This window comes from Acidimicrobiales bacterium, assembly GCA_035546775.1.
Lineage (GTDB): Bacteria > Actinomycetota > Acidimicrobiia > Acidimicrobiales > JACCXE01 > JACCXE01.
Genome location: DASZWD010000037.1, coordinates 24,061 through 41,175, shown reverse-complemented (window position 1 = coordinate 41,175; position 17,115 = coordinate 24,061). Strand labels below are relative to the sequence as shown.

18 protein-coding genes are annotated in these 17,115 nt (G+C 68.8%); 5 read left to right on the top strand and 13 right to left on the bottom strand.

All coding sequences use genetic code 11. The annotated features are described in order from the left end of the window. The first annotated feature begins 57 nt into the window (after nucleotides 1-57). A complete protein-coding gene (locus VHC63_09160; GenBank protein HVV36755.1) occupies nucleotides 58-1,716 on the top strand; it encodes a HAMP domain-containing sensor histidine kinase in 1,659 nt (552 codons plus the stop codon). Continuing rightward, the gene (locus VHC63_09155) at nucleotides 1,704-2,324 is read left to right on the top strand and encodes a response regulator transcription factor (GenBank protein ID HVV36754.1); all 621 of its coding nucleotides are present in this window, start codon (nucleotides 1,704-1,706) and stop codon (nucleotides 2,322-2,324) included. The genes VHC63_09160 and VHC63_09155 overlap by 13 nt, the downstream gene beginning before the upstream one ends. Before the next feature lie 189 nt (nucleotides 2,325-2,513). Here VHC63_09155 and VHC63_09150 read toward each other — a convergent pair whose 3' ends face one another. Next, entirely contained in the window at nucleotides 2,514-3,302 is a 789-nt protein-coding gene (locus VHC63_09150) for a phytanoyl-CoA dioxygenase family protein (GenBank protein ID HVV36753.1), read from the bottom strand. Between the two features lie 28 nt (nucleotides 3,303-3,330). Between VHC63_09150 and VHC63_09145 the strand changes: the two genes are divergently transcribed. Further along, on the top strand, nucleotides 3,331-3,918 hold the full coding sequence (locus VHC63_09145) for a TetR family transcriptional regulator (protein ID HVV36752.1): 588 nt from the start codon (nucleotides 3,331-3,333) through the stop codon (nucleotides 3,916-3,918). Here VHC63_09145 and VHC63_09140 read toward each other — a convergent pair. Then, on the bottom strand, nucleotides 3,888-5,606 hold the full coding sequence (locus VHC63_09140) for an adenylate/guanylate cyclase domain-containing protein (protein HVV36751.1): 1,719 nt from the start codon (nucleotides 5,604-5,606) through the stop codon (nucleotides 3,888-3,890). The genes VHC63_09145 and VHC63_09140 overlap by 31 nt on opposite strands. Before the next feature lie 41 nt (nucleotides 5,607-5,647). On the opposite strand from VHC63_09140, the gene VHC63_09135 reads away from it, so the two are divergent. Both VHC63_09135 and VHC63_09130 read left to right on the top strand, forming a co-directional pair. Next, entirely contained in the window at nucleotides 5,648-6,529 is an 882-nt protein-coding gene (locus VHC63_09135) for a phytanoyl-CoA dioxygenase family protein (protein HVV36750.1), read from the top strand. Next, nucleotides 6,516-7,310, top strand: a complete 795-nt coding sequence (locus tag VHC63_09130; GenBank protein ID HVV36749.1) for a phytanoyl-CoA dioxygenase family protein — start codon at nucleotides 6,516-6,518, stop codon at nucleotides 7,308-7,310. The genes VHC63_09135 and VHC63_09130 overlap by 14 nt, the downstream gene beginning before the upstream one ends. On the opposite strand, the gene VHC63_09125 is transcribed toward VHC63_09130, so the two are convergent. The 11 genes from VHC63_09125 to VHC63_09075 all read right to left on the bottom strand — a co-directional run bounded on the left by VHC63_09125 (nucleotide 7,307) and on the right by VHC63_09075 (nucleotide 17,113). Further along, nucleotides 7,307-8,518, bottom strand: a complete 1,212-nt coding sequence (locus tag VHC63_09125) for an aminotransferase class I/II-fold pyridoxal phosphate-dependent enzyme (GenBank protein HVV36748.1) — start codon at nucleotides 8,516-8,518, stop codon at nucleotides 7,307-7,309. The two genes, VHC63_09130 and VHC63_09125, sit on opposite strands and share 4 nt — an antisense overlap. Further along, the gene (locus VHC63_09120) at nucleotides 8,515-9,231 is read right to left on the bottom strand and encodes an ROK family protein (protein ID HVV36747.1); all 717 of its coding nucleotides are present in this window, start codon (nucleotides 9,229-9,231) and stop codon (nucleotides 8,515-8,517) included. The genes VHC63_09125 and VHC63_09120 overlap by 4 nt, the downstream gene beginning before the upstream one ends. Beyond that, nucleotides 9,228-10,406: an ROK family transcriptional regulator gene (locus tag VHC63_09115; GenBank protein ID HVV36746.1), complete on the bottom strand. Its 1,179-nt coding sequence runs from the start codon at nucleotides 10,404-10,406 to the stop codon at nucleotides 9,228-9,230. Before VHC63_09115 ends, VHC63_09120 begins: the two co-directional genes overlap by 4 nt. Nucleotides 10,407-10,471: 65 nt before the next feature. Then, the gene (locus tag VHC63_09110; protein ID HVV36745.1) at nucleotides 10,472-11,032 is read right to left on the bottom strand and encodes a TetR/AcrR family transcriptional regulator; all 561 of its coding nucleotides are present in this window, start codon (nucleotides 11,030-11,032) and stop codon (nucleotides 10,472-10,474) included. Continuing rightward, a complete protein-coding gene (locus VHC63_09105) occupies nucleotides 11,025-11,879 on the bottom strand; it encodes a thioesterase family protein (protein ID HVV36744.1) in 855 nt (284 codons plus the stop codon). Before VHC63_09105 ends, VHC63_09110 begins: the two co-directional genes overlap by 8 nt. A 68-nt stretch (nucleotides 11,880-11,947) precedes the next feature. Further along, the gene (locus VHC63_09100) at nucleotides 11,948-13,120 is read right to left on the bottom strand and encodes a steroid 3-ketoacyl-CoA thiolase (protein HVV36743.1); all 1,173 of its coding nucleotides are present in this window, start codon (nucleotides 13,118-13,120) and stop codon (nucleotides 11,948-11,950) included. 9 nt (nucleotides 13,121-13,129) lie between these two features. Further along, on the bottom strand, nucleotides 13,130-13,522 hold the full coding sequence (locus VHC63_09095) for an SCP2 sterol-binding domain-containing protein (GenBank protein HVV36742.1): 393 nt from the start codon (nucleotides 13,520-13,522) through the stop codon (nucleotides 13,130-13,132). Nucleotides 13,523-13,600: 78 nt separating this feature from the next. Continuing rightward, nucleotides 13,601-14,440: a DUF559 domain-containing protein gene (locus VHC63_09090; protein ID HVV36741.1), complete on the bottom strand. Its 840-nt coding sequence runs from the start codon at nucleotides 14,438-14,440 to the stop codon at nucleotides 13,601-13,603. Nucleotides 14,441-14,675: 235 nt separating this feature from the next. After that, complete coding sequence (locus VHC63_09085) at nucleotides 14,676-15,446, bottom strand: amino acid ABC transporter ATP-binding protein (protein HVV36740.1); 771 nt, start codon at nucleotides 15,444-15,446, stop codon at nucleotides 14,676-14,678. After that, nucleotides 15,439-16,185 carry an amino acid ABC transporter permease gene (locus tag VHC63_09080; GenBank protein HVV36739.1) on the bottom strand — a complete coding sequence of 249 codons (747 nt, stop codon included), beginning with the start codon at nucleotides 16,183-16,185 and terminating at the stop codon, nucleotides 15,439-15,441. Before VHC63_09080 ends, VHC63_09085 begins: the two co-directional genes overlap by 8 nt. Nucleotides 16,186-16,294: 109 nt before the next feature. Then, a complete protein-coding gene (locus VHC63_09075; GenBank protein HVV36738.1) occupies nucleotides 16,295-17,113 on the bottom strand; it encodes an ABC transporter substrate-binding protein in 819 nt (272 codons plus the stop codon). Nucleotides 17,114-17,115 lie beyond the last annotated feature (2 nt).

Sequence of the window (17,115 nt, the reverse complement as noted above, 5' to 3'; positions counted from 1 at the left end):
CCTCGCAGTAGCGTTTCGGCGCGGGTCCGGTGCCGCGGACCGTTCCAGGGGCGCACTTTGAATCAACTCTCACGCAGCGAGCGCGTCACGCTCGCCATCGTCGCTATCGCCGTACTCGCGGGCGGCATCGCGCCATCGGCGGCGCCGCGCTCGCTCGGCACTGCGCTGATGTACGACGCGGCGGTGCTGGCCTCCGCGACGTTCGCGCTGGCCGGTGCGCTGCGCCTCCCGGCCGAGCGCCGGCGCGACTGGTGGTTCATGCCGGTGGCCGTGACGCTGCTCTTCGGGGGCGACGTGATCCGCGACATCTACATCCACGCGCTGCACCGCTCGGCGCCGCTGCCCTCGGTCGCCGACGCCTTCTCCCTCGCCGCCTATCCCCTGCTGCTGGTCGGCCTCCTCCACCTCGTGCGGACGCGCACCGCCGCGGACCGGGTCGGTGCCGCCCTCGACGTCGGGACCCTGGCGATGGCCATGGCGCTGCTGGTGTGGGAACCGCTGCTCGTGGGGTCGGGCCGCAGCCTCGCCGGGTCGCTCGTGGCAGGCGCCTACCCGGTCTTCGACGTCGTGCTCGTCGGCTTCGCCGCCATCCTGGTCGGGGCGCGGCGCACGGCGCAGTCGACGATGCTGCTGCTCGGCGGCGGCGGCGCGCTGTTCATCGCCGACCTGACGCACCTCGTGTTGTCGAGCACCGGCGACCTCGCCACCGACGGCTTCAGCCGTGCCCTGCTCGTCGCCGGCGTCTTCCTGCTCGCCGCCAGTCCGTGGCTCGACACCGCGGCCGACGCCCAGCCCGCGCCGCGCCGGCGACCGCGCGCTATCGCCGCGACCGTCCTCGTGATGGCCGCTCTCGTCGCGCTGCCGATCGACTTCGGTCTCGACGACCCGTCGGCGTCGGGGTCGTACGAACCCGTGGTGCGGCTGTTGCTGCGCATCCTCCTGCTGGCGTTCGTGGCGGCCCGCCTGTTGCGCCAGGCACTGCGCAACGAGCAGCTCGTCACCGAACTCGAGAACACGAGCACGCGTCTGCAGGAACTCGACGACGTGCGCGACGGCTTCTTCGCCCAAGTGGGCCACGAGGTGCGCTCGCCCCTCGGCGCGATCGGCACCGCGGCCGCGGTGCTGCGCGACCACGGCACCACCATGGACCCCGACGAGGCGCGCGAGCTGGCGGCGGGAATCGCCCAGGACGCGCGCCGCCTCGGGCGCCTCACCAGCGACCTCGTCGACGCCAGCCGCGGCGGTCACGGCACGTTCCCGTGCGAGATGCGTCGGATCAGCGACGTGGGTGCCGTCGTCGCGTCGGCGGCCGGTGCCGCCGCCGGCGCGCAGTGCGAGCGGGTGTGCATCGCGGTGGAGCCGGGCGTCGACCTGCGCGGCGACGCCGACCGTATCGGGCAGGTCGTCACCAACCTTGTGACCAACGCGTTGAAGTACTCGGCCGGTCCCGTGGAGGTGTGTCTCACTCGTGAGGGCACGAACGCACTCCTGAAGGTGAGCGATCACGGCCCCGGCATCCCCGCCGACCAGACGCACCGGCTCTTCGAGCGCTTCGTCCGCATCGCGCCGACGGGCGACGGGCCGCGCCCGCAGGGCACCGGCCTCGGCCTGTTCATCACGCGGCAAGTCGTGCACGCCCACGACGGCACCGTCGATCACCTCCCGACGCCCGGCGGGGGCGCCACGTTCGTAGTGCGGTTGCCGTGCTGCGCGTAATCGTCGCCGACGACCATCCGCTGATGCTGACGGGCGTCGTGGCGCGCCTGTCGGTCGAAGGCGACATCGAAGTGGTCGGACGCGCCGCGTCCTGCCAAGAGTTGCTCGCCGTCGCCGCCACACTCGCGCCCGACGTCATCGTCGCCGACGTGACCATGGGTGACGGCTCGGTCCTCGACGCGCTGACCGAACTCCGCGCCGTCGCGCCGGCGGCGCACGTGCTGTTGCTGTCCGCCACGGACGACCCCGCGGCGGTGACGACGGCGCTCGAACGCGGCGCGGCGGGGTTCCTGTCGAAAGAGACCGACGCCGACGACCTCGCCACGCACGTGCGGGACGCGGCCGCCGGCAAGGTGGTACTCGACGCGCGGTCGGCGGCGGCGGTGGCGGCACGTTTGCGCGACCCGTCTCCGGTCGACGCGCTCTCGGCGCGCGAGCTGGAGGTGCTGCGCCTGGTCGCGCAGGGCAAGTCCAACCCCGACATCGGCGCGGCGCTGTTCGTGGCGACGAGCACGGTCAAGACCCACCTCGACCGCGTGTACGCCAAACTCGGCGTCAGCGATCGCGCCGCCGCGGTCGCCCGCGCCAAGGACTTGCGGCTCCTCTAGCTGTCCCCCATTCGGGGGACAGGCGAAACCCCCGATCGAGGGATAGTGCCGTGCGCGCGGGTCGCGCAGACTGGCGGGTAGCACCTCGTCGACGGCATTCGGCGAGGCAACCCCAAGCAAGTACTTCAAGAAGGGACGCTTACCTCTGGGCGTCCCTTCTTGCTTTTCACCGGCGGGCCGGCTCCGTGCCTAACGGCGAACTTGGCCGAAGTCTTCGGGGACGTATGACTGGCCGTCGCGCTGGTCGACCCAGATCTTCCACGGGTAGTGGTCGCCCTCGCCGCCGGCGTCGGGCGTCTGCATGTGCTGGGTGAGCGCCTTGCGGTAGCTCGTACCGGTGTTGGCCGTCGTCATGTGCGGTGTGGCGCTGTGATGGAACGTGACGTCGCCGCGACGGATCGGGCACGCCACCGCCCGCGCCGCGTCGACCTGGTGCTGGCACGTGAGCAGGTCGCTCTGCACCCCTTCGACGAGCGTGTGCTCGAGCACGCCGTCGCGGTGGCCGCCGTCGACGAAGTGCATGCAGCCGTTGCGCTCGTCGACGTCCTGGAGCGGGAACCAGCAGGTGATCCCCTTGTCGTCGAGGTTGCGGCCCCAGTAGCCCTCGTCCTGATGCCAGTACGTCGGCACGCTGCGCCCCGGCGGCTTGGCGAGGAACTGGCCGTACCAGAACTCAACACGCTTGCCGAGCAATGCGGAGCCGAACTCGACGGCCCAGGCGCGAAATCGCGCCCGGTCGATCTCGGGCCACGCGCGTTCGGGGATGGCCTGGATGATCTTGAACGATCGGTCCTCCCGTGACTCGTCCGCGCTCCACGCCCAGTCGAATGCCTTCATCTTCGTCGGATCCTCGACGATGGTGTCCATGCGGGCTTCGAGTTCGTCGAGGTCGGCCTGCGGGACGGCGTCGCGCACGACGAGATAGCCGTGCTGCTGAAAGAACGCGATGGCGTCGGCGTCGGGCTCGGGGTACGACATCGATACCGACGGTATCTAACATTGCCGGATGGCGCGCAAGCGGCTGACCCGCGAAGAGAGCAAGGCCAAGACGCGCCAGGAGTTGCTGCGCGCCGCCAATCGGCTGTTCCTGCGCAACGGCTACACGCAGACGTCGCTGGCCAACATCGCCGAAGAGGCCGCCCTCACCAAGGGCGCGGTGTATTCGAACTTCGAGAGCAAGGAAGAGCTGTTTCTGGCGCTGCTCCAGGAGCCCGACCCCGAGTGGACCGGCCCCCACGAGGTCGAGGGCCTCGAGGGCGACACGCGCGCTGAGCGGGCGCGGGCCTTTGGTCGCTACGCCGTGTCGCAGATCCCGAGCCGGCGCCACTTGGCGCTCTTCCTCGAGATGAACGCCGTCGCCCTGCGCAGCGACCGCACCCGCAAGTGGGTGGCGAACCACAACGACGAGTTCTTCGAGCAACTCGGCGAGCGCCTGCGCCGCGAGCTCGACCTGCCCGACGTCGACGCTCGTGAACTCGGCTTCATCGCCCAGTCGCTCTACGTCGGGCTGCTGATGCACAGCGGCTTCAACGAGGCGACGGACGCCGACCTTTTCGAACGCGCCTACGAACTGCTCGCCGCGCTCAAGGTGTAGAGCCTCACCGGCTCGGCTTTCCCCTTCAACTCGAACAGACCGCGCTGCAACAAGCCCTCAGCGCGCGTCAAGCGCGCACGTGTGGCGTCGGACAGCAGGACGGCGTCACCGGTTTCGCGGGTGACGGCTTCCACGCGCGACGCCGTATTCACCGCGTCACCGATCACCGTGAAGTCGAGGCGTCCGCCACCGCCGACGGCGCCGACAATCACGAGACCGGTGTTGAGCCCGATGCCGAAGGACAACGAGCTCTCGCCTGTCGCCAGCAGCTGCACCAACTCCCGCGCCGCGGCGACTCCGTCATCGGCGTGGTTGCGTGCCGGGTCGTCGAGACCGAACACCGCGAGCAGTCCGTCGCCCACGAACTTGTTCGCCCTTCCGTGGTGGTTGGTGATCACTGGGACGACGCGGTCCCATAGCGCGTTCAGGCGCGCCACCACCTCACCGGGGTCGCGCCCGTCCGAATACGCGGTGAAGCCGCGCACGTCGAGGAACAGCAGCGTCACGTCGGCCTCGGCGCTGTCGGCCGCGTGGCGCCCTTCCGCGATCTCGTCGGCCAGCGACGGATCGACATACGACGCGAACGCGTGGCGCAGCTCGCGCACCTGGCGCGCCAACTCGGCGTCTCCCGTGCGCAGGCGTTCGCCGAACAACGCGGCAAGGGCATTCCGCGCCGCATCGAGCAACGCCCGCTGGTCGAGCAGCGCCGCGTCGTGATTCATCCGGGCGACCACTCGTCCGTCGACCTCGACGTTGGTCACGGCCCGCCCGCTCGTCGCCGGCAGTGACTGCGCCGGGTCGAGGTCGAGCGTCAGTGTCGGATCGCCGATGGCGTCGCCGACGAGACCGCCAAGATCCGACTCGGCCGCGAGGAACAGGTCCGGCATAATCGCGCCCACCCGGCGCGCCCCGCGGTTGGCTCGTTGCATACCGACGAGAAAGCTCAACGCCGCCAGCGTCATCGCCGTCATGAATACAACCGTCATGAGGTCTTCGATCCAGTGCCGTGGCGTGAACCGAAGCGTTGGAACGTAGTTGTCGTACACGAACAACCCGCTCAACCCGAAGACCAACGCTGCCAGACCAGAGGCGATGGCCACCGGACCGAGCAGTCGACGTCCAGCCGTCGTAGCGCGACGAAATCGGGCGAACTGGTAGACGGCGATACCCGTGCCGTACGTGAGTGGAAGGACGAAAGCGCTCGGGTACACGAGACCGCGCAGCAGGGGCGAGTCGACGTGCAGCACGAACTGCACAGTGCAGTCGGCGCACGGCGGAGCAAGCAGGATCTGCAGCGGCGCGATCACGAACGAACCGGCGTACGCTGCCCTGACCAGCCACTTGGCGTTGCGCGTGCGCAACCGGCCACCGGGCACCGCGACGACGAGGTGCGCGAGAAAGGCGTAGGGCACGTCCTGGGCCATGAGCAGGATGTCGCGCAGCAGCGGATGACGGTTCTGGAGGCCAAGCGCACCCATGAGCCAGCTGAAGCTCGCGGCAGCGAAGAGCGCCGCGACGTTGCGATCGCGGTAGCGGTCGTAGAACACCACGGCCACGAACCCCATGACGACACCCGGGATTTGGAGGACCGCCGCGGCGCGCCAGCCGTACTGGGTTGCCTGCATCGCTGCGAGCACGACCGCGACGACGGCGATACCAGTGAACATCACCGCCCGGCGCCACAGCACACGGGCATCATCGTCCAGATTCCGTTAGTATCTGGATACCGATGGACACCATTACCACCCGCGTCGTCTCCGACGAGCAGCTGGCGCAGTATCGCCGCGACGGCTTCATCGTCATCCCCGACCTCCTGACGCCCGACGAGGTCGAGCGCTTCGGCGCGGCGGTGACCGCCGGCGTGAAATGGCGCACGAAGGACCACACCGTCCCGCTCGAGGAGCGCAGCAACTACCAGCAGTCGTTCTTGCAGTGCATGAACCTGTGGGAGGACCGCCCCGACGTCGCGCCGCTCACGTTCCACCCGCGGGTGTGCCAGACCGCCGCGGAGCTGATGGAGGTCGACGCCTGCCGCGTGTGGCACGACCAGGCGCTGTTCAAGGAGGCGCACGGCCGCGAGACCGACGCCCACCAGGACCATCCGTACTGGCCGATCAAGGAGACGAACTCGATCACGGCGTGGATCCCGTTCGTGCAGTCGACCCTCGCCAACGGCGCCCTCGGCTATCTCCCGGGCAGCCACGCCATCGGCAAGCGCAAGTTCGTCAACATCTTCTTCGGCGAGCCGGAAAAGATCCTCGAGGAACCCGAGTTCCGCGCCATCGAGCCCGTGTTCGTCGAAGTGGCGCCGGGATCAGTTGCGTTTCACCATGGCCTGACGGTCCACCTCGCCGGCGCCAACACGACCGACGTCGACCGCGCCGTGCACACGATCATCTTCTTCCCCGACGGCTCGACGCGCGGCTACCCGTTCCCGCACTTCTCCGTCGACCGCGGCGGCATCGAAGTCGGCCACAAGATCGACAGCGACGCCACGCCGATCGCCTGGCCCCGTCCCGCCGACGCGCCAATCCCGCCGCGGCCGGCGGTCGGCTTCGAAGTCACGTCGGTGGTCGCCAACTCCGGGGCGGTGCCGCTTGCATCTGACTGACGACGAGCGCGCCGGCTGGGAGCGCGACGGCTTCATCGTGCGCGAGCAGCTGTTCCCGCCCGACGTGATCGAAGAGCTGCGCGTCGCGACCGAAGAGCTGTGCGCCTCGGTGTCGGCCAATGCGCAGGGCCACAAGTTCGTCGTGTCGACCGACTACGTGTTCCAACCCGACGCGCTCACCGGCATCTTCGTCAAGTGGGAGCCGGGGGACGAGCCCGTCGTGCAGGGGCTCGAACCCTTCGCCGATCTGCACCCGACGTTCATGAAGTACGAGCTCGACGACCGCTTCACCATCCCCTGCGCCGAGTTGCTCGGCCACGCGCCCGACGACGTCAACCTGTTCACCGAGAAGCTCAACTACAAGCGGGCACGCAGGGGCGGCAAGTACGCGCTGCACCAGGACTACCCGTACTGGCTCGACCAGCCGAACCCGGACGACAAGGTCACGGTGTGGCTCGCCCTCGACGACGCCGACCGCGAGAACGCCTGCCTCGAAGTCATCCCAGGCTCGCACAAGCTCGGCCACGTGCCCGGCAAGGTCGGTGGCACCGACTTCGAACGCAACGAGATCGACCCGGAAACCTTCGACACCAGCGGCATGATCCACGTGGAGGTGCGGGCCGGCGACGCCATCTTCTTCGGCCCATATCTCGTGCACCGCTCGGCGGCCAACACGTCGGACCGCGACCGGCGCGCCCTGCTCTACACCTACCAGCAGGCGGGCCAACCGCAGTCACGCACGACGACGCGGGCGTTCGTCGAGAAGCTCTCGAACCGCTAGAGCAGCTTCGCCGCCACCGTCGTGATGGCGGCGGCGACGTACTCGCAGTCTTCGGCGTCGAACGCCGGCCCGATGCCCACGGTGATCGAACGCGCCGCCAGGTCTTCGGTCTGCGGACACAGGCCGAGGGCGTAGGTGACGTCGGTCGGGTGCTCGGTGCAGTTCCACGGCCCGCCCTTGCCGCTGGCGGTTCGGCGCTCGAGGATCGCCGGCGCGGTGTACACCGGCTGGCCGTCGTACATCTGGGCGCTCGGCACACCTTCGGACTGCAGGGCACGCACGAACTCGCGCGCCAGGTCGCACGTCGGCGCGAACCACGACAGGCTCGAGCCGACCGCGCCGGCCGGATCGGGACGGCGCCGCGGCGCCAACCCGTCGATCGTGCCGACGGCGTTCTCGATGGCGGCGGCGTTGGCCCGCAGGCGTGTGACGATCCCGTCGAGCTTGGCCAGCTGCACCCCGGCGACGGCGCCAGCGATCTCGGTCATGCGCAGGTTCTCGCCGACGAACGCGGCGCCGAGTTCGCCGCCGCGCGTGTTGCCGTACTGCGTGACGAACTGGCCGCCCTGGTCCTGGTAGCGGGCGGCGCGCACACCGATGGTGGCGTCGTCCGTGACGACGGCGCCGCCCTCGCCCGAGGTGATGTTCTTCTGCACCTGGAGCGAGAACGCGCCGACCGTGCCGAGCGAGCCGACCGGTCGGCCGTGATAGGTGGCACCGAGGGCCTGCGCGGCATCTTCGAGCACCGGGATGCCGCCGGTGACCGCCAGGATCGCGTCCATGTCCGCCGCGACGTTCTCGAGGTGCACGGGCACGATCGCGGTGGTGCGCGGCGTGATCTTGGTCGCCAGGTCGCGCGCGTCCATGGTGAGCGTGTCGTCGATCTCGCAGAACACGGGCACCGCCCCCATCGTCACCACCGCGTTCACCGTCGCGATGAACGTGAAGGCGGGCACGATCACTTCGTCGCCGCAGCCGACACCGAGCGCCGCCAGGGCGGTGCGCAGCGCGGCGGTGCCGCTCGACACCGCGACGGCGTGGCGCACGCCGAGACGCGCCGCCAGCGCGTCCTCGAAGGCGGCGACGGTACTGGCGTCGCGGCCGACGTCGTAGCGGAACAGCTTGCGGCCCGTGAGGACGGCGGTGACCGCCGCCAGCTCAGCGTCGTCGAGGACGCCGACGCCGCGGCCGAGCCGTAAGCGCTTCACGCGCGCATCGCAGCACGCCGCAGAGCGGCGCGCAAGCCCCACGCCGCCGCCGACTTGAAGCCGGCCGGCGCGGCGCTGGGTTCGACGAGGCGCCAGGGATCGACGGCCGCGGCGACGGCGTCGATCACCGCGGGGTAGCGGCGCGCCAAGCCGCCCCCGACCACGACGAGGTCGGGCGTCGCCAGCGGCTCGCGCTCGACCGCGTCGGCCACCGCGCGGCCGATGATCGCCACTTCGTGATCGCCGAGCCTCTCGGGCAGCGCCCACCCGCCGGCGATCGTTTCGAGGCATCCGACGCGGCCGCACACGCACGCCATGTCGCTGTAGCCCGTCGCGTGACCGAACAGGTTCGAGGCCACGACGGCGCCGTCGACGACGACGGCACCGCCCACGCCGGTACCGAGGCACACGAACACGGCGTCGTCGGTGTCGTCGCGCAGGGCGACTTCGCCGAGCGCGGCGGCCTCGGCGTCGTTGAGCACGATGTCGGCGTTGACGCCGACGCCGAGTTCCACCGCCGGATCGACGTCGTACCACCCGATGTTCGACGCCGCGATGACGCGGCTGGCGCCGACGATTCCCGGCGTCGCGATGGCGAGCGTCGCCCCGAGGTGGTGACGCGCCCCCGGCGCGCGCACGGTCGTGCCGTCGAGCGCGAACGTCACCGTCTCGACGCTGCTGCCGCCGACCTCGATGCAGTCGAGCAGGGTCATGCGACCACGCGGAACGTCTCGGCGAGCACCAGCGCTCCGGCACCCAGCAACGACACTTCGTCGCCCAGCGTCGAGTTCGCGATCGACAGCCGGGACAGTGAGCGCCGGCGGGCGTAGCGCTCGAGGCGCGCCCGGAAGGCTTCGCCGCCGCCGAGGGCGTCACCGTGGACGACGAACACTTCCAGGCTCAGCGTCTGGTTGAGGTTGGCGATGCCGATGGCGAGGTTGGCGGCGTAGGTGTCGAGCAACGCCGCGGCGTCGTCGTCGGTTTCCGCCAGTGCCGCTAGCCGCGCGCAGGTCACGTGGTTGGCGCCGCGCAGGCCACGCGCGCGGGCCTCGCGCCGCAGCCACCGCAGCGCCGCGATCGTCTCCCAGCACCCGCGCAGGCCACACGTGCAGCGTTCGCCGTCGGGCACGACGGCGGTGTGACCGATCTCGCCGGCGATGCCCATGCGCCCGCGCACGATCTCGCCGTTGAGCACGATGCCGGCACCCAAGCCCTCACCGGTTTGCAGCGCGGCGTAGGTGTCAAGGCCCCGACCGGCGCCGAACCACTTTTCGGCAAGGGCGTGCGCTCGCGAGTCGTTGTCGATGTGCACCGGCAGCGACGTGCGCGCCGCGACGCGCTCGGCGATGGTGCGGCCGCGGGCGCCGGGGATCTGGCCGGAGCCGAGGACCTCGCCGTGCTCGGTGTCACACGTGGCGGGCACGGCCACGCCCACGCCAACGACTTCGTTGGTGCGCATGCGCACGCGCGACACCGCGTCGGCCACCGCTCGGGCGACGGTCGTGGTGCTGTCGCGGTCTTTCAACGCCTCCGTGTGGCGCTCGCGCACGGTGCCGCTGAAGTCGACGAGGCAGGCATCGACGCCGTGCATCGTGATCGACGCCGCCACCGCCGTGGCCGCGCCCCGGGCAAACCACACCGGACGCGCCGGCTTGCCGATGGCGCCGAGGGCCAGCGGAGCACGCTCCTCGAGGATGCCGCCGTCGATCAAGGTCTGGACGATCGTGCCCATGGTCGCTCGCGTCACGCCCGCTTCCTTGGCCAGGTCGGCGCGCGACAGCGGGCCGTGGGCGCTGAGGGCGCGCAGCACGCGCGAGCGGTTCAGGTCGCCAATGCGCCGCGGCGATAGCAGCCCTGAGTTCGGTCCCATCGTTTGAGACCGCGGCATAGGTCGAATGTAGCGACTTCGTGCAAATACCGATAGTGGCAATTGTCACAGTCGGGCGGCGCAAATCAGCGCCGGGTGAGCAACTCCATCATCGCCGTGAGCTGTTTGTGCGGGTCACGCTGGTTGCCGAGCCCCGGACCGACGTCGCCGAAGCCGACACCGGCGTAGAAGAGCGTTTTGGCTCGGATGTCGGCCTCTTCGGGGGTGAAGCCGAGCAGCTCGAAGCTCTCGGCGATGGCGGCGAACCCCAGGCGATCACTTGCCTCGATGGCGGCGCGGGCGCGCTCGTCGCTGCGGGCCCAGTCGCGCATGGCGCGCTCGATGCGACCGAGATGATTGTCATATGAAGCGCGCACCGCTTCCGACAGCGTCTTGTCCGGGTCCTGGCGCGCCATGGCGGTGAACTGGTCGCGGAAGATGCGGGCACCGTCCTCGTAGTGCTTCGCCATAGCCCCGAGGAAGGCGTCAAGGTCGGTGAAATGCCAGTAGAAGCTGCCCTTGGTCACGCCGAGGCGGTCGCACAGCTTCTGGATCTTCACGCCGCCGATGCCGTCTTCACCCAGCAGTTCCAGCCCGGCGCTGATCCAGTCCGTCACCGACAGACGCGTTGAGGTTGATTCAGTCACGCTTCGGCCACCCTGGCGGGGCGATGCCCTCGTCGAAGATGTGCAGCACGTTGGATGACTGACCGCCTATTGCCACCAGCACTCCGTCTTCGGACCACACGTGGATCGTGCAATGACCGTACCCACCGATGGCGAGGTGGCCGTGGACCTCGAGCAGCACCCACTCGCTGTCGGCGGGCGGGCCGAAGCGCACCGAGTTGTCGAGGCTGATGCCGCCGCCGCGCTTGCCGAGTCCCGACGCGATCGAAATCGGCGCCATGTCGGCCATGAACGCGACGCCGGCGGGCGTCGGCGGTTGATGGGTCGACAAGCGGGCCCACATCGCCATCGCGCCCTTGGCGCGTTCCTCGTCGGGCGCCAGCGACACATGGCGGTGCTCGACGAGCGACGCGAAGAAGTCGACCTGCACTTCCTTGAGCTGCGGCGGGCCGAAGAAGAACTCCGCGGCGTCGTCGGGACCCGGCACGTTGGGCATCTGCTGGAACTGGCCTTCGATGCCGTTCTCGCGCGGGTTCGCCGTCGAGCCCATCGTGGAGAACATGACCGCGCCCGACTCGTCGACGCCGTTGACGTGCACCTGCTTGATGCGCTTGCCCGCAGCGTGGATGGTGGTGTCGAGCGAGATGCGCGTGCCTTCGCGCGGTGAGGCCACGAACTGCGTCGTCGCCCACAGGATCGGCGATTGCGTCGCCACCTCCATGGCGGTAACCGCGGCGGCGATGGCGCAACCGCCGTAGAGCGCGCCGTCGGGCCGGCAGTTACGCCGTTCGATCACGAACGTGCCGTGCCCGGACTCGTCGAACTGAATCGGGACGAGGTCGAGATCGCCGGGGCGCGGATAACTCATAGGCACAGGGAATTGGCGCCGGCGCGAGAGGAACCCCCCCAGATACCTCCCACGCCGGCTGCCAAGAGTTAGATGCGCTCGATGACGGTGCCTGAACCCAGGCCGCCACCACAGCACATCGTGATCATCGCCCGGGTGCCGTCACGCCGCTCGAGCTCGTGGAGCGCGGTCGTGATGAGGCGGGCGCCCGTCGCACCGACGGGGTGACCGATCGCGATGGCGCCGCCGTTGACGTTGACGCGGTCGTGATCGGGCTTGCATTCCTTCTCCCACGCCAGCACAACCGAGGCGAACGCCTCGTTGACTTCGAACAGGTCGAAGTCACTCATCGTCATGCCGGTCTTGGCGAGCAGCTTCTCGGTGGCGTCGATCGGGCCCGTCAGCATGAGGACGGGGTCGACGCCCACGAGGCACTGGGCGACGATGCGGGCACGGGGCGTCAGGCCGAGTTGCTTGGCCTTGGCCTCGGTCATCATCAGGATGGCCGCGGCGCCGTCGGAGATCTGCGAACTCGTGCCGGCGGTGTGCACGCCGTTCTCACGGGCGACGGGCTTGAGCGTGGCGAGCTTTTCGAGGCTCGTCTCGCGCAGGCCTTCGTCCTTGGCGACCACCTGCGTCTCGCCGGTGTCGTTGCCCTCGGCGTCGAAGATCGGCGCCGTGATCGGCAGGACCTCGCGCTCGAAGCGACCTTCGTTCCACGCCTGGATCGCCTTCTGCTGCGATTCGAGGCCGAACTGGTCGGTGTCCTGGCGGGAGATACCCCACTTCTCGGCGATGCGCTCGGCGCCCTCGAACTGCGAGGTGCCCTCGTAGGGGTACTTCGCCGAGAAGGGCATGCCGGGGCCGCTGCGGGCCGCTGCGCCGAGACCGACGCGACTCATCGACTCGACGCCGCACGACATCACGACGTCGACGGCGCCGCTGGCGACGAGGCCCGCCGCCAGGTTCGTCGCCTGCTGGCTCGAACCGCACTGGGCGTCGACGGTGGTGGCCGCCGTGGTGAGCGGCAGGCCGGCGGTCAACCAGGCGCCGCGGGCGATGTTGAAGGTCTGTTCGCCGACCTGGCTCACGCAGCCACCGACCACCTGGTCGATCGCGGCGGGATCGATGCCGGCCCGCTTGATGGCCTCGGCCTGCACGGCGCCGAGGAGGTCGATGGGATGCACCGTCGACAGACCGCCCGCCCGCCGACCCAGCGGCGAGCGAACGGCCTCGACGATGACAACGTCGTTGTCAGACACGAAGCGAACTCAGTCCGACGTGATTTCCTTGATCCGCTTCTGCAGCGCCTCGGCCGCAGCGGGATCGGGGCTGGCGCCGCCCTGCATGGCCATGAGCTTGGTCATGTCGCCTTCGACCTTGATCTTGCCGCTCATGAACGCCTGCATGGCTGCCTGCTGGTTGCCGTTGATGAACATGTCCTTGGCCACGTCGAACGGCACGGTCAGCTTGGTCGGGGCGCTGTCGAGCAGGCCGCTGTTGAACACGCCGCCGGCGACGTGCAGTTCCTTGTCACCCTCCGGGCCGCCGGTGATGACCATGTTGATCTCGGCCGAGGGGGGCATCATGCCGCCGCCGCCGGCCTCTTCAGCGATGGCCTTGACTTCCTCGAGCCAAGCATCGGACAGGAATGGGTTGGGCATTTCGTATCCCCCTAAGAGACGGTTGGAGACCGGGACCATACCCTACGGAATGGTGTGGTGCTACCCGCCCGCACCCGTTCACTTCTGTGAAGGAAATTCCGTGTTGAGCACGGGGGATCCTTCACAGAAGGCCAGTTCGAGCTTGGCGACGAGCAGCTCGGGGTGGTTGACGACCTCGTCCCAGTTGGTTCGCACGACCGCGAAGCCGATCGACTCGAGTGCCTTGGCTTTCTCACGGTCGTTCGCGCTCGCCGTCGCCGTCCCATGCCAGGCCTTGCTGTCAGCCTCCAAAGCGACCATCTCGCGCACCCACGCCCGGTCGATCTCGTAGTTCTTGCCGTCGACGGTGACGGGGTGGTTGCGCACGCTGGGCGGAAGACCCGCTCGATCGAGGACCGGCCCCAGGAGTATTTCGAGGATGCTCTTGGCGGGGCGGCCCGACGGTCGCCGCATGAGGACGCGACGCAGCCGCTTCGTGCCGGTGACGCCACGGCCGCCATATCGGATCAATCCCTCCCACACCCGGGTCTCGGTCGAAAGGCCCCGGTTGAGCACGTCCTCGACCGCCCGCTCGACGAGCAGCGGACTCGCGATCGCGGCGTAGTCGACGAGTGTCCGCTCGACGCAGGTGGCCGGCAGCCCGTCGGCGAAGGACTTCGGGCCCGTCCCGCGACGCGACCGAAACACCTTGATCGCGGGCAACTCGACAAGCTCGCGTCCGACGATCTTGAGCTCGACGTCGCGGTCGTCGGGGATCGTGATGTGGATCGTTCCCGGTTCCGCCCCTTGCACACTGCGCGCCGCGAGGTTGGCGCCGTGGGAGATCACCGCTCCGTCCCCCGCGGCCATGAGCGCGCCCCATATCCACTGCCGCCGCGTCGGCGCCGCCGCACCGTGCAGATATACGCCGTCGAACAAGGTTTGGAAAACGCGCCGAGTTCGCTTGGCTTCGATCCACTCGTCCGTAACACGAAGCGCAAGCAAATTCCGCCGCGCGATCACGTTGTCCGTCAACGCTGCGAGTTCAGCCACCAAATCGTCGAGGTTCGCCACGCCACTCGATGATGCCGCGGGGGTGTAACGCGCAACCGGGCCCTCCACTTCTGTGAAGGATCGTCCGTGTTGGACACGGAAATTCCTTCACAGAAGTGCGCTAGAGGACTTTGGAGAGGAAGGTCTTGGTGCGGTCGTGCTGGGGGTTCGCCAGGACCTCTTTGGGGGCGCCGCGCTCGACGACGACGCCGCCGTCGATGAACACGAGCTGATCGCCCACTTCGCGGGCAAAGCCCATCTCGTGGGTGACGCACAGCATCGTCATGCCGTCGCGGGCCAGCTGCTTCATGACGTCGAGGACCTCGCCCACGAGTTCGGGGTCGAGCGCGGAGGTCGGCTCGTCGAAGAGCATGAGCTTGGGGTCCATCGCGAGGGCCCGGGCGATGGCGACGCGCTGCTGCTGGCCGCCGCTGAGCTGCGCGGGATAGGCGTCGGCCTTGTCGGCCAGGCCGACCTGCGCCAGCAGTTGCTGAGCCCGGGTCGCCGCCGCGTGGCGGTCGAGGTGGCGGACGTGGATCGGCGCACACGTCACGTTGTCGAGGACGGTCAGGTGGGGAAACAAGTTGAAGCGCTGGAACACCATCCCGATGCGGGAGCGTTGTTGCGCCACCTCCTTCTCGGGCAGCTCCACGAGCCGGTCGCCCTGCTGCCGATAGCCGATGATCTCCCCGTCGACGGTGAGCACGCCGCGGTTGATGCGCTCGAGGTGGTTCACGCAGCGGAGGAAGGTCGACTTGCCCGAGCCGGAAGGTCCGATGATGACGGCGACTTCGCCCGCGGCCACGTCGAGGTCGATGCCGTTGAGGACCTCGTTGCGGCCGAAGCGCTTGCACACGCCGGCGGCGTGAACCATCGGCTCGCCCTCACGCATAGATCACCGCCTGACCGCGCGAGTAGCGCTTCTCGATGTAGTGCTGACCGACCGACGCCACACTCGTCATCGCCAGGTACCAGATCGACGCCACGACGAGGAGCGGCATCACCTTCAGGTTGGTCGAGTAGATGCTGCTGGCGCGCCGCAGCAACTCTTCGTAGATGACCACGCTCGCGAGCGATGTCGTCTTGAGCATCCCGATGAACTCGTTGCCCGTCGGCGGGATGATCACGCGCATCGCCTGGGGCAACACGATGCGCCGCAGCGTCATCCCACCCGTCATGCCGAGCGCGCTGGCGGCTTCGACCTGTCCGTGGTCGACCGACAGGATGCCGGCGCGCACGATCTCGGCCATGTACGCGCCCTCGTTGAGCCCAAGGCCCAGCAGCGCGGCGTTGAACGGCGTCATGAAGTCGACCATCCGCTCGCTGAAGAGCACCACGTGCGTGAAGGGAATGGCGATCGTCAGATGCTTGAACACCGACGGCACGCCGTTGTACCAGAGCACGAGTTGCACCAGTACCGGCGTGCCGCGGAAGAACCAGATGTAGAAGGTCGACACCGCCTTCGCCGGCGGGTTGTGCGACATGCGCCCGACGGCGAACACCAAGCCGAGCACGAGACCGACCGCTTGGGCGACGACGGCAAGCACGATGGTGTTGCGCACGCCCTGGAGGATCAGGCGGCTGAACAGGTAGTGGCGGACGTCGGCTGCCTTGATGAAGTGCGACTGCACCGCGGCCGACGCGACCCACAGCGCGATGAGCGCGATGACGACCGACGAGGCCCACCGGCCGTACCGCCGACGCGGCGCGACGACGAGGTCGCCCTCCTCGTAGCGCGTGTTAGGACCCGCCGTTCAGCTCGGCGCTGGTAACAGCACCGGCCGATACGTTCCACTTCGCAAGGATCCGGCCGTAGTCGCCGTTGTCGATCAGCTGTTGCAGCGCCGCCTTGAGCTGGTCGCGCAGCTTCGTGTCCGTCTTGGGCACCGCGATGCCGTAGGGCCCCGCGCCGACCTGCTGGCCGACGACCTCGAAGTCGTTGCCGTCACCCGAGGTCTGCGCGTTGTAGGCCGCCACCGGGAAGTCCTCCATGTTCGCCACGGCGCGACCGAGCTTGACCTGCTGAAGCGCATCTGTGTCCTTCTCGAAGCGCAACACGTTCAGGGTCTTGCTCCCACACTTCGCGATCTGCGGCGTGAGGATGTCGGTGTCCTGGATCGTGCCCTTCTGCACGGCGACCGACTGCCCGCACAGGTCGTCGATCGACTTGATCGCCTTCGGGTTGCCTTTCTGCACGAGGATCGACGAGCCCGCTTGGAAGTAGTCGACGAAGTCGACCTTCTTCTGGCGCTCGGCCGTATCGCTCATTGCCGACATCACGATGTCGAACCGGCCGTTGTCGAGCGCGCTGATGATCCCGGCGAAGTCGGTGTCGTTGACGAACTTCACCTTCTTGCCGAGCTGTTTGGCCAAGGCCGTGCCGAGGTCGATGTCGACGCCCTGCGCGACCTCCGTGCCCTCTTTGTAGAACTCGATCGGGGCGTATTCGATGTCCGACCCGATCACGAGTTCGTTGTCATGCGACTTCGACTTGCCGCACGCGGCGAAAGCCACCGAAAGCGTGGCGACCGCTACCAGGACTGCCCGCATCTTCCGCATAG

Bases quoted from the DNA above. Each gene is read 5' to 3' on its own strand.
- VHC63_09115 (HVV36746.1), bottom strand. From the start codon at position 10,406: ATGCCGCGGTCTCAAACGATGGGACCGAACTCAGGGCTGCTATCGCCG.
- VHC63_09105 (HVV36744.1), bottom strand. From the start codon at position 11,879: ATGAGTTATCCGCGCCCCGGCGATCTCGACCTCGTCCCGATTCAGTTC.
- VHC63_09075 (HVV36738.1), bottom strand. From the start codon at position 17,113: ATGCGGAAGATGCGGGCAGTCCTGGTAGCGGTCGCCACGCTTTCGGTG.
- VHC63_09135 (HVV36750.1), top strand. From the start codon at position 5,648: ATGGACACCATTACCACCCGCGTCGTCTCCGACGAGCAGCTGGCGCAG.
- VHC63_09145 (HVV36752.1), top strand. From the start codon at position 3,331: ATGGCGCGCAAGCGGCTGACCCGCGAAGAGAGCAAGGCCAAGACGCGC.
- VHC63_09085 (HVV36740.1), bottom strand. From the start codon at position 15,446: ATGCGTGAGGGCGAGCCGATGGTTCACGCCGCCGGCGTGTGCAAGCGC.
- VHC63_09150 (HVV36753.1), bottom strand. From the start codon at position 3,302: ATGTCGTACCCCGAGCCCGACGCCGACGCCATCGCGTTCTTTCAGCAG.
- VHC63_09095 (HVV36742.1), bottom strand. From the start codon at position 13,522: ATGCCCAACCCATTCCTGTCCGATGCTTGGCTCGAGGAAGTCAAGGCC.
- VHC63_09120 (HVV36747.1), bottom strand. From the start codon at position 9,231: ATGACCCTGCTCGACTGCATCGAGGTCGGCGGCAGCAGCGTCGAGACG.